This is a genomic window from Pseudomonas sp. McL0111, assembly GCF_052567255.1.
In genome coordinates this window covers 5,127,691-5,141,714 of the sequence record NZ_CP199585.1, presented here as the reverse complement: position 1 = coordinate 5,141,714, position 14,024 = coordinate 5,127,691, and the positions used below count along the sequence as shown (strand labels likewise).

The 14,024-nt window shown below is 60.1% G+C and carries 13 protein-coding genes; 3 read left to right on the top strand and 10 right to left on the bottom strand.

From position 1 onward, the window contains the following. Window positions 1–238: 238 nt before the first annotated feature. Window positions 239–1,348: a bifunctional 3,4-dihydroxy-2-butanone-4-phosphate synthase/GTP cyclohydrolase II gene (ribBA, locus tag ACTWLJ_RS23185; RefSeq protein WP_445178610.1), complete on the bottom strand. Its 1,110-nt coding sequence runs from the start codon at window positions 1,346–1,348 to the stop codon at window positions 239–241. A 69-nt stretch (window positions 1,349–1,417) separates the two neighbouring features. Here ribBA and ACTWLJ_RS23180 point away from each other — a divergent pair, with 69 nt between their 5' ends. Further along, complete coding sequence (locus ACTWLJ_RS23180; RefSeq protein ID WP_445178609.1) at window positions 1,418–1,714, top strand: DUF1330 domain-containing protein; 297 nt, start codon at window positions 1,418–1,420, stop codon at window positions 1,712–1,714. A 122-nt stretch (window positions 1,715–1,836) separates the two neighbouring features. Here the strand turns inward: ACTWLJ_RS23180 and ACTWLJ_RS23175 are convergent, their stop codons facing one another. The 7 genes from ACTWLJ_RS23175 to ACTWLJ_RS23145 all read right to left on the bottom strand — a co-directional run bounded on the left by ACTWLJ_RS23175 (window position 1,837) and on the right by ACTWLJ_RS23145 (window position 7,181). Further along, window positions 1,837–2,400, bottom strand: coding sequence for an NUDIX hydrolase (locus tag ACTWLJ_RS23175; protein WP_445178608.1), 564 nt, complete (start codon window positions 2,398–2,400; stop codon window positions 1,837–1,839). A gap of 1 nt (window position 2,401) precedes the next feature. Then, window positions 2,402–3,154, bottom strand: coding sequence for a GntR family transcriptional regulator (locus ACTWLJ_RS23170; protein ID WP_445178607.1), 753 nt, complete (start codon window positions 3,152–3,154; stop codon window positions 2,402–2,404). Window positions 3,155–3,212: 58 nt separating this feature from the next. After that, window positions 3,213–3,602, bottom strand: coding sequence for a carboxymuconolactone decarboxylase family protein (locus ACTWLJ_RS23165; RefSeq protein ID WP_027613073.1), 390 nt, complete (start codon window positions 3,600–3,602; stop codon window positions 3,213–3,215). Between the two features lie 134 nt (window positions 3,603–3,736). Next, window positions 3,737–4,222 (bottom strand): flavin reductase family protein, encoded by a 486-nt coding sequence (locus tag ACTWLJ_RS23160; protein WP_401212572.1) that lies wholly within the window; start codon window positions 4,220–4,222, stop codon window positions 3,737–3,739. 12 nt (window positions 4,223–4,234) lie between these two features. After that, the gene (locus ACTWLJ_RS23155; protein WP_445178606.1) at window positions 4,235–5,716 is read right to left on the bottom strand and encodes an aldehyde dehydrogenase; all 1,482 of its coding nucleotides are present in this window, start codon (window positions 5,714–5,716) and stop codon (window positions 4,235–4,237) included. Beyond that, window positions 5,713–6,546: an alpha/beta fold hydrolase gene (locus ACTWLJ_RS23150; RefSeq protein WP_401212566.1), complete on the bottom strand. Its 834-nt coding sequence runs from the start codon at window positions 6,544–6,546 to the stop codon at window positions 5,713–5,715. The genes ACTWLJ_RS23155 and ACTWLJ_RS23150 overlap by 4 nt, the downstream gene beginning before the upstream one ends. A gap of 44 nt (window positions 6,547–6,590) precedes the next feature. Beyond that, entirely contained in the window at window positions 6,591–7,181 is a 591-nt protein-coding gene (locus ACTWLJ_RS23145; RefSeq protein ID WP_007957412.1) for an amino acid synthesis family protein, read from the bottom strand. Window positions 7,182–7,630: 449 nt separating this feature from the next. Between ACTWLJ_RS23145 and ACTWLJ_RS23140 the strand changes: the two genes are divergently transcribed. Both ACTWLJ_RS23140 and ACTWLJ_RS23135 read left to right on the top strand, forming a co-directional pair. Next, a complete protein-coding gene (locus ACTWLJ_RS23140) occupies window positions 7,631–8,674 on the top strand; it encodes a WD40/YVTN/BNR-like repeat-containing protein (protein ID WP_445178605.1) in 1,044 nt (347 codons plus the stop codon). Further along, on the top strand, window positions 8,671–11,055 hold the full coding sequence (locus tag ACTWLJ_RS23135; RefSeq protein ID WP_445178604.1) for an efflux RND transporter permease subunit: 2,385 nt from the start codon (window positions 8,671–8,673) through the stop codon (window positions 11,053–11,055). The genes ACTWLJ_RS23140 and ACTWLJ_RS23135 overlap by 4 nt, the downstream gene beginning before the upstream one ends. A gap of 183 nt (window positions 11,056–11,238) precedes the next feature. Here the strand turns inward: ACTWLJ_RS23135 and ACTWLJ_RS23130 are convergent, their stop codons facing one another. Both ACTWLJ_RS23130 and ACTWLJ_RS23125 read right to left on the bottom strand, forming a co-directional pair. Further along, the gene (locus ACTWLJ_RS23130; protein ID WP_445178603.1) at window positions 11,239–11,958 is read right to left on the bottom strand and encodes a FadR/GntR family transcriptional regulator; all 720 of its coding nucleotides are present in this window, start codon (window positions 11,956–11,958) and stop codon (window positions 11,239–11,241) included. A gap of 208 nt (window positions 11,959–12,166) precedes the next feature. Further along, the gene (locus tag ACTWLJ_RS23125) at window positions 12,167–13,903 is read right to left on the bottom strand and encodes an IlvD/Edd family dehydratase (protein ID WP_401212553.1); all 1,737 of its coding nucleotides are present in this window, start codon (window positions 13,901–13,903) and stop codon (window positions 12,167–12,169) included. Window positions 13,904–14,024 lie beyond the last annotated feature (121 nt).

The following is a 14,024-nucleotide window of genomic DNA, read 5'->3' as shown; positions in this document are numbered from 1 at the left end:
TGTGCAAGCACTTTGCCTTACCGGCTATCTGCTGAAAATGAGTTTTCGTTCTTCATCAGGCGTTTTTTGCTAGATGAAAAACCTGTGGCGAGGGGATTTATCCCCGTTGGGCTGCGCAGCAGCCCTGTGCCCGATGAATGCGGTATGCCTGATGGATCGCGTTGGCAGGATTTGGGGCCGCTTTGCGACCCAACGGGGATAAATCCCCTCACCACGGGGGGGCACCGATTTCTTTGGGTTATTCGGAGAACGGGATGCTCTCGACCACTTCCAGGTCGTACCCGGTCAGCCCCGCGTATTTCAGCGGCGGCCCCAGATGCCGCAGCTTGCCAACCCCAAGGTTTTGCAGAATCTGTGCCCCAGTCCCGACTTCCGAATAAATCCGCGATTGCGAGCGACTGAACTGCCGTGGCGGCTGAGTCAGTTGCGGCACACGTTCCAGCAACGCTTGCGAAGATTCATGATTGGCCAGCACCACGACCACGCCATGCCCTTCGGCCGCGACTCGCTGCAACGCCGCCCACAGCGTCCAGTTAGTCGGCCCGCTGTACTCGGCGCCGACCAGATCACGCAGCGGATCGATCACATGCACGCGCACCAGCGTCGGTTCTTCACGGCGCAGGTCGCCCATGACCATCGCCATGTGCACGCCACCTTCGATGCGGTCTTCGAAAGTGATCAGACGGAAGGTGCCATGCACCGTTGGCAGTTCGCGTTCGCCAATGCGTTCGATGGTGTGCTCGGTGCTCAGGCGATAGTGGATCAGGTCGGCGATGGTGCCGATCTTGATCCCGTGCTTGTGCGCAAATACTTCCAGATCCGGGCGGCGGGCCATGGTGCCGTCGTCGTTCATCACTTCGACGATCACCGAAGCCGGGGTGAAGCCGGCCAGACGCGCCAGATCGCACCCGGCCTCGGTATGACCGGCGCGGGTCAGCACACCACCTTCCTTGGCGCGCAGCGGGAAGATGTGGCCGGGCTGCACCAGATCTTCAGCGCGGGCATGCGGCGCCACGGCAGTCGCCACCGTGCAAGCGCGGTCGGCGGCGGAGATGCCGGTGGTGACGCCGATGGCTGCTTCAATCGATACGGTAAATGCGGTGCTGAACACGCTGCCATTGCTCGGTACCATTTGCTCCAGGCCCAAGCGTTGGCAATGATCGTCGGTCAGGGTCAGGCAGATCAGCCCGCGCGCCTCGCGAGCCATGAAGCTGATCGCTTCGGCTGTGCAGCGGTCGGCGGCCAGCAGCAGGTCGCCTTCGTTTTCGCGGTCTTCGTCATCGACCAGCAAGACCATTTTGCCGAGGCGATAATCTTCGATGATTTCTTCGATGCTGTTGAAGGCCATGCTGGACTCTCAGGGTTTGTTGGAAATAGTATTGGTATACCATAATACAAAATTAGCGGAGAGGTCACTATGAAGGCGTACTGGATTGCTCATGTGGACATTGCTGATGCCGAGCGCTACAGCCAATACACGCAGCGTGCGCCCAAGGCGTTTGCCGAGTTCGGCGCGAAGTTTCTGGCGAGGGGCGGGCGCAGTGAGGCGATGGAAGGGCGCAGTACGCCGCCGCGCAGTGTGGTGATCGAGTTTGAAAGCTACGAGCAAGCGGTGGCGTGCTACCACTCGGCGGCGTATCAGGAGGCGAAAAGTTATCGCGAGGAATGGGCCACAGCGGAAATCATCATCGTCGAAGGCATCGCCCCAATTTAAGCCACAACACTAAACACTGTGGGAGCGAGCTTGCTCGCGAAAGCGGTCGATCATTCAAAATCTGTATCGACTGACACGACGCCTTCGCGAGCAAGCTCGCTCCCACATGGGATAGACGTTGTTCAGCGCATGAAGTGGATTTTGCCGCTGTCGTCATTGCCCATGTAGATGCCATACACCCCGGCCTGCCGTTCCTCGATGTAGCGTTCGAGGATCTGGCGGATTGCCGGGTAGTAGATTTGCTCCCACGGGATGTCTTCGGGGGCGAAGAATTTGTAGTCCAGGGTTTCCGGGCCGCACTCGCCGGTGATTTCCACGGCGAGGGCGCGGAAGATGATGTAGACCTCGCTGATCTTCGGCACGCTGAAGATCGAGTATGGCGAGACGATTTCCGCGCGTACGCCGCTTTCTTCCCAGACTTCGCGCAGGGCTGCCTGTTCGGTGGTTTCGCCGCTTTCCATGAAACCGGCCGGAAGCGTCCAGGTGCCCGGACGTGGCGGGATCGCCCGTTGGCACAGCAGGTATTTGCCGTCCTGCTCGATGATGCAGCCGGCAATGATCTTCGGGTTTACGTAGTGGATGTAGCCGCAGCCACGGCACATCAGGCGCTCGTGCGTATCGCCCGGCGGTATCTGCTGACTGAGGTCAGGACCACCGCATTTCGGGCAATAGCTCAGGCTGAACATATCAGTGACCTATACGAGGTTCTTTCAAAGCGATGGGCAGGGTGATCGCAGGCGTGGCGCCGGTCTCTTCCTGTTTGCGCTTGAGGTAATCGAGGGCCACAGCGGCGGCTGCGCGGACGTGATCGACGCAGGCCTGATGCGCCAACAGCGGATCGCCGCTCTTGATTGCGGCGACCATTTTTTCCATTTCCTGATTGCTCGCGCCGCGACGGTTTTCCTGCGAAACCGAAGTCGCGCGCAGGTAGCTGATGCGCGCCTGCAACTGGCGCAACTGAGTGGCCGCCACATGGTTGCCGGAGCCTTCGAGCAGTACGTCGTAGAAGCCTTGTACCGAGTCGATTACCTGTTGCAGTTCGCCGTCCTTGAGCGCCTTGCGGTTGTCGTCGAGGGCTTTTTCCAGGGCTTTGATGTCCTTGGCCTTGGCGCGCAGGGTGAACAACTGGACGATCAGGCCTTCGAGCACGCAGCGCAGTTCGTAGATATCGACCGCATCGGCGAGGGTGATGATGGCGACGCGTGGGCCCTTGGCGTCGGCGAACTCGACCAGGCCTTCGGATTCGAGGTGGCGCAAGGCTTCGCGCACCGACGTGCGGCTCACACCCAGGCGATCACACAGATCGCGTTCGACCAGACGGTCGCCCGGCATGAGCTGGAAGTTCATGATGGCGCTTCGCAGTTTATCCAGCACGATTTCGCGCAGGGTAATGGGGTTGCGATTGACCTTGAAGCTGTCGTCGAGTGGCAGGCGTTTCATGGGGTCCGCTCTTTAATATGGCTGTCCATGCCAGACGGGCATCAAAACAGCCGAGGGGTTAACTGGAGGCCTCGGCATCGGCTTCGGCGAACGCTTCACGGGCGAGCCGGAAACTGTCCACGGCAGCGGGAACACCGCAATAAATGCCGACCTGAAGCAGAATTTCGCGTATTTGCTCACGACTCAGGCCGTTACGCAAGGCGCCGCGCACATGCAGCTTGAGTTCATGCGGCCGGTTGAGGGCCGAGATCATCGCCAGGTTGATCATGCTGCGCTCTTTGAGCGACAGACCCTCGCGTCCCCAGACATGGCCCCAGCAATATTCGGTGACCATTTCCTGTAGCGGGCGAGTGAAGTCGTCGGCGTTGTCGATGGAACGCTGGACGTAGGCTTCGCCGAGCACCTGGGTGCGGATCTTCAGGCCTTTTTCGTATTTTTCGTTACTCATAAATCCTCCTCACACCACACATCCCCTGTAGGAGACAGCCTGCTGGCGATGGCGTCAGTTCAATCAAATTGCTATTGAATGGAAAACCGCAATCGCTAGCAGGCTAGCTCCCACATAGGCTTTTCCTGGGGGCATCAGGCCAGCGTTGGCAACGCGCCCAGCTTGCCCTTGTGATAAATCATCGGCGTCACCGGTTGCGCAGGCAGGATCAAATTCTTCACCGCCCCAACGATGATCGCGTGATCGCCGCCATCGTATTCACGCCACAACTCGCACTCGATGATTGCCGTGGCTTTGGCGAGGATCGGGTTACCGAGTTCGCTCAGATGCCACTCGATGGCTTTCGCCTTGTCCTTGCCTTTGCCGGCGAACGCATAGGCTTCGGCGGTCTGCTCGGCGGAGAGCAAGTGAATCGCGAATTTCTTGCTGTCGCGCAGCACCGGGTAGGTATCCGAAGCATAGTTGGGGCAGAACAGCACCAGCGCCGGATCAATCGACAACGCGCTGAAAGCGCTGGCGGTGATGCCGACGATGCCGCCATCCGGGTCGAGGGTGGTGACCACCGTGACCCCGGACGGAAACGAACTCATGACGTCTTTGTAAATGCCGGGTTCGATCATTTCTCAGGACTCCTAGCGCATCACAAACGGATCAGGCATTGGCGCCTGAGACAGGTTGATCCACACCGTTTTCAGTTCGGTGTAGGCCAGCACCGAATCGATGCCGCTTTCGCGTCCATAGCCACTGTTCTTGAAGCCGCCAATCGGCGCCATCGCCGAGACGGCGCGGTAGGTGTTGACCCAGATGATCCCCGAACGCACATCGCGGGCCAGTCGATGGGCGCGGCCCAGATCGCGGGTCCAGATACCAGCCGCAAGGCCGAACTGCGAGTCGTTGGCGATGGCCAGCGCTTCGGCTTCGTCTTTGAAGCGGATGACCGAAGCCACCGGACCAAAGACTTCTTCCTGCATGATCTTCATTGAATTGCGGTCGCACTCGAACAGCGTCGGTTCGTAGAACCAGCCGTCACCGAGGCCAGAAGGACGCTTGCCGCCGAGGCGCAAACGCGCACCTTCAGCGATGGCATCGGCGACCAGTCCTTCCACCACTGCCAGTTGCTGCGCGGTGGCCATCGGGCCCATTTCGCTGCTGTCTTCCTGCGGGTTGCCGATGCGAATGCGCTGGGCGCGTTCCACCAGACGGTTGACGAATTCGTCGTAGATTTCGTCCTGTACCAGCAAGCGTGAGCCAGACACACAGCTTTGCCCGGACGCCGCGTAGATCCCGGCGATGGCGCCGTTGATCGCGCTGTCGAGGTCGGCGTCGGCGAAGATGATGTTCGGTGATTTGCCGCCCAGTTCCAGCGACAGCTTGGCGAAGTTCTCGGCGCTGCTACGCACCACATGACGCGCCGTGGCCGCACCGCCAGTGAAGGCGATTTTGCGGATCAGCGGATGGCGGGTGAGGGCGGCACCCGTGCTCGGGCCGTAACCGGTGACGACGTTGACCACACCCGGCGGGATTCCGGCTTCGAGCGCCAGACGCGCCAGTTCCAGGATGGTTGCCGAGGCGTGCTCGGACGGTTTGATCACGATGGTGTTGCCGGCGGCGAGGGCCGGAGCAAGTTTGATCGCGGTCAGGTACAGCGGGCTGTTCCACGGAATGATCGCCGCGACGACGCCCATCGCTTCATGCACGGTGTAGGCGAACAGATCGGGTTTATCCAGCGGCAAGGTGCCGCCTTCGAGCTTGTCGGCCAGACCTGCGGTGTAGTGGAAAAATTCCGGCAGATAACCAACCTGACCCCGGGTTTCGCGGATCAGTTTGCCGTTGTCGCGGCTTTCCAGCTGCGCCAGTTGTTCTTTGTTCTCGGCGATCAAATCACCGAGACGGCGCAGCAGTTTGCCCCGTGCGGTGGCGGTCAAACCGCGCCAGGCCGGGCTGTCGAAGGCCGTTTGCGCGGCTTGCACGGCGCGTTCGACATCGGCCTCATCGGCGTCCGGCAATTCGGCCCAAGGTTCGGCCAGGGCAGGATTGAGGCTTTCGAAAGTCTTGCCGGAGAGGGCATCGACCCATTCTCCGCCGATGCACATCTGGAAGCGTGCGAGTGTCATGCAACGATCCCCTTTATATGGTTTTGTCGGGAGTGTGCGAATTCGAGAAATTCCAGCAGCATCTGGTTGACCAGACGCGGCGACTCTACGGGCATCATATGCCGTTGCTCAGGCAGTACGGCAACCTTCGCACCGGGTATGCACCGGGCCAGTTGCTCAGCCATTTCCGGGGTCGAACCCGGGTCCAGCTCGCCGGTGGCGATCAGCGTCGGCGCCTGAATGCTGCCCAGGTCGTCGGCGCGATACATGTCCTGGGTGGCGAACAGTTCGTAGGTGGTCAGGTAGCCCTGCGGATCGTTGTCCGCCAGGGTTTGCCGCAGCGCCGCGATCTGCGCCGGGTTGGCGGCCTGATATTCACGGCTGAACCAGCGCGACAGCGCAGCCTCGGCATTGGCGTCCGGCCCGTGTTCGGCGGCTTGAGCGGTGCGAGCAATAACCCCGGCGCGCTGCTCTTCGCTGCGATTGAACACACTATTAAGCACCACCAGACTTTTCAGGCGCTCGGGGTAGTGCAGGGCAAACGCCCGCGCCACCAGGCCGCCCATGGAAAAACCGATCACCGATGCCAGCGGCAATTGCAGGTGGTCGAGCAGCTCCAGCAACTGATCGGCGTAACCGAGCAGGTCGGTGCCGCTGGCCGGTCGCGGACTGGCGCCATGGCCGAGCATGTCGTAGGCGATCACTCGGTACTGGGTGGCCAGGCCAACGATTTGGCCGCCCCACATTTCTTTGTTCAGGCCCACGCCGTGGATCAAAACCACGGGCTGGCCTTGGCCGGTCGCCAGGTAACTGGTGCCAGCCGGGGTGAGTTCAGCGGTGAGCCGAATCATGGAGCGCTCCTGCAATGCCTTTTTATTGTCGTTCTGCTGAATGATTACTGGGCCTTTTCGGCGGCCAGTTCTTCCAGATCGATGTAACGGTTGCCGATGCGCGGGTGCAGACGGCCACCGTCGGCGCAACCCAGAACCACGACGATTTCGTCGGCGCGCGGCGCGTCTTCGATCTGCATTTCCAGGGTGATGTAGTGCGAACGCAGGCCTTCGTCGTCCTTGTGCATCATCGGGATCTGAATCGAAGTGCCCGGGCCGCCGCGCTTGTTGGTGAAACTCAGGTAGCTCTTGGCTTTCACCGCTTCGCGGTAATGGTTGCCGAAGCGCAGGGTGTGGATCACGGCGGAGGCGTGTTCGATCTCGCCGTCGGCACCGACCACCGCTGCTTTGCCGTAAGCCTCGATCTTCTCGGCGCCACCGATGATGCCCACCAGACGCTCGACCATCATCGCGCCGAGGTCGGAGCAGTTGGCGCGGATCTGCGGTTTGAGGTCTTCGACAAAGCCGTTACCCACCCAAGGGTTTTTCATCACGACAGCCAGGCCGACCATGGTCACCGGGGTGTCCGAGGCTTTGCCGCCTTCGATGAAGGTTTCTTCGACATAGCTGACGATCTTGCGAATTTCGAAACTCATGAGCTGCTCCGTAGGGGGATTGAGAGTGTCTGTGCGTCTGATGGTATACCATAATACCGATCCTGCAAGTCCCCCACGCAAGTTTTGCGTCATCCATCCGGCGAATGGCTACGCATTCACCCGCCACCACAAATCCCCCGCACACCACCAACCCCTGTGGGAGCGAGCTTGCTCGCGAAAGCGGCGGGTCAGCCAATAAAGATGTTGATTGAAACGACGCCTTCGCGAGCAGGCTCGCTCCCACACGGGAATACAGGCGTCAGTTGGTTAACAAAAGATAACGTGGCGCCGATTGTCAGACGTTTCCAAAGCCCGATAGGATGAGCCAGCTTCCGAAGGGGCTCTGGGTTGCGGGTTTCAGGACTATGCTTCTGACCAGTCAATCGCCCGAGCACCCTTGCGGCGCCCTAAGGCCGAATGGCCTAACAATAATAAATAGGGGAAGGTCTATGAGTCGTTGCCGCCCGCCGGCGTTTCGCAACACCGCGTTGCTGGCCACAGCACTCTCCATGCTGGGCTTTGCCACGTTGTCGGCGCCCGTTCTGGCTGCCGAAGCGCCTGCCGATGTGGTCTATGCCACCGAATCGGCCAAAGCCGCGAAAAGTCTGATGCTCGATGTCGTCAAAGCCGGGACCCGGCTAGTGGCGGTCGGGGATCGAGGGCACATTCTCTATTCCAACGATCAGGGCGGTTCCTGGACTCAGGCCAAGGTGCCGAGCCGGCAACTACTGACGGCGGTGTACTTTGTCGACGACAAGCACGGCTGGGCGGTCGGCCATGACGCGCAGATCCTCGCCAGCGACGACGGCGGCCTGACCTGGACCAAACAATTCGAAGACCTCAAACGCGAAGCACCGCTGCTCGACGTCTGGTTCAAGGACGTCAACACCGGTCTGGCCGTGGGCGCTTACGGGGCATTGCTGGAAACCACCGATGGCGGCAAGAACTGGCAGGACGTCAGTGACCGCCTCGACAATCAGGACCAGTTCCACCTCAACGCGATTGCTGCGGTGAAAGACGCCGGGCTGTTCATCGTCGGTGAGCAGGGCAGCATGTTCCGCTCCGCCGACTGGGGCCAGACCTGGGAAAAACTCCACGGTCCGTACGAAGGCTCGCTGTTCGGTGTGATTGGCACCGCACAACCGCAGACCCTGCTGGCTTATGGCTTGCGCGGCAATCTCTATCGCTCCACCGATTTCGGCAGCACCTGGCAGCAGGTTGAACTGAAGGCTGCGCGCGGTTCGCTGGAGTTCGGTCTGTCCGGCGCCACGCTGCTCGACGACGGTTCGATTGTCATCGTCGGCAACGGTGGTTCGGTGATCAGCAGCAGCGACAACGGCGAAACCTTCAGCATCTTCAATCGCCCGGACCGGATTTCCCTGTCGTCGGTCACCGCTGCCGGCGACGGCAATCTGATTCTGACCGGGCAGGGTGGCGTCCACACCACCACGCCAAACGGCGCCGAGATTAATAATAAGAAGGCGGGGCTATGACTTCCTTGAGCAATCATCATCAGGACAAGGCGACGTTTCTCGAACGTCTGATCTTCAACAACCGCCCGGCAGTGATCCTGATCTGTCTGGTGGTGAGTATTTTCCTGTTCTGGCAGGCCACGCTGATCCGTCCTTCCACCAGTTTCGAAAAGATGATCCCGCTAAAGCATCCATTCATCGAGAAGATGATGGAGCACCGCAACGATCTGGCGAACCTGGGCAACACCGTGCGGATTTCGGTTGAAGCCAAAGACGGCGACATCTTCTCCAAGGAATACATGGAGACCCTGCGTCAGATCAACGACGAGGTGTTCTACATCTCCGGCGTTGACCGCTCCGGGCTGAAATCGCTGTGGAGCCCGAGCGTACGCTGGACTGAAGTGACCGAAGAGGGTTTCGCCGGCGGTGAAGTGATTCCGCAGAGCTACGACGGCTCGCCGGACAGCCTCGATATGCTGCGCAACAACGTGCTCAAGTCCGGTCAGGTCGGGCGTCTGGTGTCCAACGACTTCAAGTCGAGCATCGTCGATATCCCGCTGTTGGAGTCCTACCCGGACCCGCAGGATCAGGGCAAATTGCTGCCGCTGGACTACCGGAAGTTCTCCCACGATCTGGAGGAGAAAATCCGTGACAAGTTCGAAGCGCAAAACCCTAACGTCAAGATTCACATTGTCGGTTTCGCCAAGAAGGTCGGCGACCTGATCGATGGCCTGGTGATGGTGGTGCTGTTCTTCGGCATCGCGTTCGTGATTACCCTGATCCTGCTGCTGTGGTTCACCAACTGCCTGCGCAGCACCGTGGCGGTGTTGAGCACGACGCTGGTGGCGGTGGTCTGGCAACTGGGGTTGATGCACTTTTTCGGCTTCGGGCTCGATCCGTATTCGATGCTGGTGCCGTTCCTGATCTTCGCCATCGGCATTTCCCACGGCGTACAGAAAATCAACGGTATCGCCCTGCAATCCAGCGAGGCGGATAACGCCCTGACTGCGGCGCGACGGACTTTCCGGCAACTGTTCCTGCCGGGGATGATCGCGATTCTGGCGGATGCGGTGGGCTTCATCACGCTGCTGATCATCGACATCGGCGTGATCCGTGAACTGGCCATCGGCGCGTCCATCGGCGTGGCGGTGATCGTGTTCACCAACCTGATCCTGCTGCCGGTCGCGATTTCCTATGTCGGTATCAGCAAGCGCGCCATCGCCCGCAGCAAGAAGGATGCACACCGCGAGCACCCGTTCTGGCGCCTGCTGTCGAACTTCGCCAGCCCGAAAGTGGCGCCGATTTCCATTGCCCTGGCGCTGGTCGCCTTCGGTGGCGGCCTCTGGTACAGCCAGAACCTGAAAATCGGCGACCTCGACCAGGGCGCGCCGGAACTGCGTCCGGACTCGCGCTACAACAAGGACAACAACTTCATCATCAACAACTACTCCACCAGCTCCGACGTATTGGTGGTGATGGTCAAGACCAAGACCGAAGGTTGCTCGCGTTACGAGGCCATGGCGCCAATCGACGAGCTGATGTGGAAGATGCAGAACACCGAGGGCGTGCAGTCGGCGATCTCGCTGGTGACCGTGTCCAAGCAGATGATCAAGGGCATGAACGAGGGCAACCTGAAATGGGAAACCCTGTCGCGTAACCCGGACGTGCTGAACAACTCCATCGCCCGCGCCGATGGTTTGTACAACAACAGTTGCTCGCTGGCGCCGGTGCTGGTGTTCCTCAACGATCACAAGGCCGAAACCCTGGATCGTGCGGTGCATGCGGTGCAGGAGTTCGCCAAGGACAACAACAAGGACGGTCTGGAATTCATCCTCGCGGCGGGTAACGCCGGGATCGAGGCGGCCACCAACGAGGTGATCAAACAGGCCGAGCTGACCATTCTGATCCTGGTCTATATTTGCGTGGCGGTGATGTGCATGATCACCTTCCGTTCGTGGGCGGCAACCCTGTGCATCGTGCTGCCGCTGGTGCTGACCTCGGTACTCGGCAACGCGCTGATGGCGTTCATGGGCATCGGCGTCAAGGTTGCGACCTTGCCGGTGGTGGCGCTGGGTGTGGGGATTGGCGTCGACTACGGCATCTACATCTACAGCCGCCTGGAAAGTTTCCTGCGTGCCGGTCTGCCGTTGCAGGAAGCCTATTACCAGACGCTGAAATCCACCGGTAAAGCGGTGCTGTTCACCGGTCTGTGCCTGGCCATCGGCGTGTGCACCTGGATCTTCTCGGCGATCAAGTTCCAGGCCGACATGGGCCTGATGCTGACCTTCATGCTGCTATGGAACATGTTCGGTGCGCTGTGGCTGTTGCCGGCACTGGCGAAGTTCCTGATCAAGCCTGAGAAACTGGCGGGGCAGAAGGGCAACTCGCTGTTTGCCCACTGATCTGCCGAGCTGAAATGACAAAGCCGCAACCTTGAGGGGTTGCGGCTTTTTTTATCCCGCAAATGTCACGCTAAACCCCTGTGGGAGCTAGCCTGCTAGCGATTGCGGTCTATCCATCACACTTGTGTTGCCTGACACACCTCAATCGCTAGCAGGCTAGCTCCCACAGGGTGCGGTGGTGTTTCAGGAGAGTTCGGTGCCCAGCACCGTACTCAACGCACTGCGCGCGTCATCCAGCTGCACCAGCGTCGCATGCCTTGCGCCCAGCGCATCACGGTTCTCGATGGCCGTGAGGATCGCCTTGTGTCGCGGCAACGCCAGTTCATGCAGATTCGGCCGCTGGTTCGAATGCTTCAACGCTTCGGCAATCGCCACCGAAAGCATGTTGCACAGATTCGCCAGCAGATCATTGTGTGTCGCATCGGCGATGCGGCTATGGAAATCCAGATCCGGTTGCAGCAAGGCTTCCGGCGTCGGCGCCGCTTCCATGCGCTGATACGCTTCGCTGATAGAGGCAATGTCGGCATCGGTTGCATGTTGGGCGGCGAGGGCGGCAGCGGCGGGTTCGATGATGCTGCGCACGCTGGTCAGGACATTGAAGAACTCATTCTGCGGGCTGCTTTGCATCAGCCAGTGCAGTACGTCCGGATCGAGCATGTGCCATTCGCGGCGGGCCTTGACCACCGTGCCGACTCGCGGCTTGGAATACACCAGACCCTTGGCCACCAGCACCCGCGTGGCTTCGCGCAATACCGGCCGGCTGACGGCGTACTCCTCGCACAACAAGGCTTCGGCGGGCAGTTTGTCGTCAGGCAGAAAACGCCCGGAAACGATCTGCATGCCCAGCTCCTGGACGATGCGCGAGTGCATGCTTTTGCGGTCGGACGGTTTGCGGTAATCCATGGGGAACGGCGCGATCCTGAGCGATGAAGATGCCGCGCATCATAGCAGGCGTGATGCAATCTTGAGGCGCAACACAAGCAAATGTAGGAGTGAGCCTGCTCGCGATAGCGGTCTGTCAGTTGATATCCATGTTGACTGAAACTCCGCTATCGCGAGCAGGCTCACTCCTACAGGGAAATGCATTCCAATGTAGGAACTGCTGAATGCCTTAATGGGAGTGGCGAGGTACCTCAGCCCCACGGCAGCCCACCAGGAAGTCGAAGTCGCAACCCTGATCCGCTTGCAGCACATGATCGATGTACAGCTGACGATACCCCCCCAACAGCAATTGCTGCGGCGGTTGCAGATCAGCCATGCGCGCCGCCAGTTCGGCATCCGGAATATCCAGATGCAGACGCCCGGTGGCGCAATCGAGTTCGATCCAGTCGCCTTCCTTCACCGCCGCCAAAGGCCCGCCGGCTGCGGCTTCCGGGGCAACGTGCAGCACAACTGTGCCGTACGCGGTGCCGCTCATCCGTGCATCAGAAATGCGCACCATGTCGGTCACGCCTTGGGCCAGCAACTTGGCCGGCAAGCCCATGTTGCCGACTTCGGCCATGCCCGGATAACCCTTCGGCCCGCAGTTCTTCATCACCAGAATCGAGTTCGCATCAACGTCCAGTTCCGGATCGTTGATCCGCGCCTTGTACATGTCGAAGTTCTCGAAAACCACGGCGCGGCCGCGATGCTGCATCAGTTCCGGGGTGGCGGCGGAGGGCTTGAGCACCGCGCCGAGTGGCGCCAGATTGCCGCGCAGCACGCAGATGCCGCCGTCGGCGCGGATCGGGTTGTCGAGGGTGCGAATGACTTCGTCTTCGCCGTAGATCGGCGCGTCCTTGGTGTTCTCGCCGAGGGTTTTGCCGTTAACGGTCAACGCATTCGGGTTGGGAATCAGATTGGCCTCGCCGAGACGGCGCAGCACCGCGGGCAGGCCACCGGCGTAGTAGAACTCTTCCATCAGGAAACGTCCCGACGGTTGCAGATCGACGATGGTCGGCATGCCGCGACCGATGCGCGTCCAGTCGTCCAGATCCAGCTCGACGCCAATCCGACCGGCGATGGCTTTCAAGTGAATTACCGCGTTGGTCGAACCACCGATGGCGGCGTTGACGCGAATCGCGTTTTCGAAGGCTTCCTTGGTCAGGATTTTCGACAGTTTCAAGTCCTCGCGAACCATCTCCACCGCACGCATGCCGGACATATGGGCCAGCACATAACGCCGCGCATCCACCGCAGGAATTGCCGCGTTGTGCGGCAGCGAAGTGCCCAGCGCTTCGGCCATGCAGGCCATAGTCGACGCGGTGCCCATGGTGTTGCAGGTACCGGCCGAGCGGGACATGCCGCCCTCGGCTGCAAGAAAGTCGTCAATGGTGATGGTGCCGGCCTTGACCTGTTCGCTGAGCTGCCAGACCACCGTGCCGGAGCCAATGTCTTTGCCTTTGTGTTTGCCGTTAAGCATCGGCCCGCCGGTGACGACGATGGCCGGCACGTCGCAACTGGCCGCGCCCATCAACAGTGCCGGAGTGGTTTTGTCGCAACCGGTCAGCAGCACCACGCCGTCAATCGGGTTGCCGCGAATCGCTTCCTCGACATCCATGCTGGTCAGGTTGCGGGTGAACATGGCGGTCGGGCGCAAGTTCGATTCGCCGTTGGAGAACACCGGGAATTCCACCGGAAAACCACCGGCCTCGATCACCCCGCGTTTGACGTGCTCCGCGATCTGGCGGAAATGCGCGTTGCATGGGGTCAGTTCCGACCAGGTGTTGCAGATGCCGATGATCGGCTTGCCATGAAACTGGTGGTCGGCGATGCCCTGATTCTTCATCCAGCTGCGGTACATGAAGCCGTTCTTGTCGGCCGTGCCAAACCATTGGGCGGAGCGCAGGGTGGGTTTCTTATCAGACATGATCGATTCTCTTATTGTATGACTATAGTGTTCGAGTTGTGGCTAAACATAAGCTCAAATTCGCCGGTTTGGAAGTGTTGTTGCTTAAATAGTATTACTATATAGTCATTTTCGACGGAGG

Coding starts and splice junctions, on each gene's coding strand:
- ACTWLJ_RS23145 (WP_007957412.1), bottom strand. CDS start 7,181: ATGAGTTTCGAAATTCGCAAGATCGTCAGCTATGTCGAAGAAACCTTC.
- ACTWLJ_RS23160 (WP_401212572.1), bottom strand. CDS start 4,222: ATGATCGAACCCGGCATTTACAAAGACGTCATGAGTTCGTTTCCGTCC.
- ACTWLJ_RS23125 (WP_401212553.1), bottom strand. CDS start 13,903: ATGTCTGATAAGAAACCCACCCTGCGCTCCGCCCAATGGTTTGGCACG.
- ACTWLJ_RS23170 (WP_445178607.1), bottom strand. CDS start 3,154: ATGAAACGCCTGCCACTCGACGACAGCTTCAAGGTCAATCGCAACCCC.
- ACTWLJ_RS23150 (WP_401212566.1), bottom strand. CDS start 6,546: ATGATTCGGCTCACCGCTGAACTCACCCCGGCTGGCACCAGTTACCTG.
- ACTWLJ_RS23155 (WP_445178606.1), bottom strand. CDS start 5,716: ATGACACTCGCACGCTTCCAGATGTGCATCGGCGGAGAATGGGTCGAT.
- ACTWLJ_RS23175 (WP_445178608.1), bottom strand. CDS start 2,400: ATGTTCAGCCTGAGCTATTGCCCGAAATGCGGTGGTCCTGACCTCAGT.
- ACTWLJ_RS23130 (WP_445178603.1), bottom strand. CDS start 11,958: ATGGATTACCGCAAACCGTCCGACCGCAAAAGCATGCACTCGCGCATC.
- ribBA (WP_445178610.1), bottom strand. CDS start 1,348: ATGGCCTTCAACAGCATCGAAGAAATCATCGAAGATTATCGCCTCGGC.
- ACTWLJ_RS23135 (WP_445178604.1), top strand. CDS start 8,671: ATGACTTCCTTGAGCAATCATCATCAGGACAAGGCGACGTTTCTCGAA.
- ACTWLJ_RS23140 (WP_445178605.1), top strand. CDS start 7,631: ATGAGTCGTTGCCGCCCGCCGGCGTTTCGCAACACCGCGTTGCTGGCC.
- ACTWLJ_RS23180 (WP_445178609.1), top strand. CDS start 1,418: ATGAAGGCGTACTGGATTGCTCATGTGGACATTGCTGATGCCGAGCGC.
- ACTWLJ_RS23165 (WP_027613073.1), bottom strand. CDS start 3,602: ATGAGTAACGAAAAATACGAAAAAGGCCTGAAGATCCGCACCCAGGTG.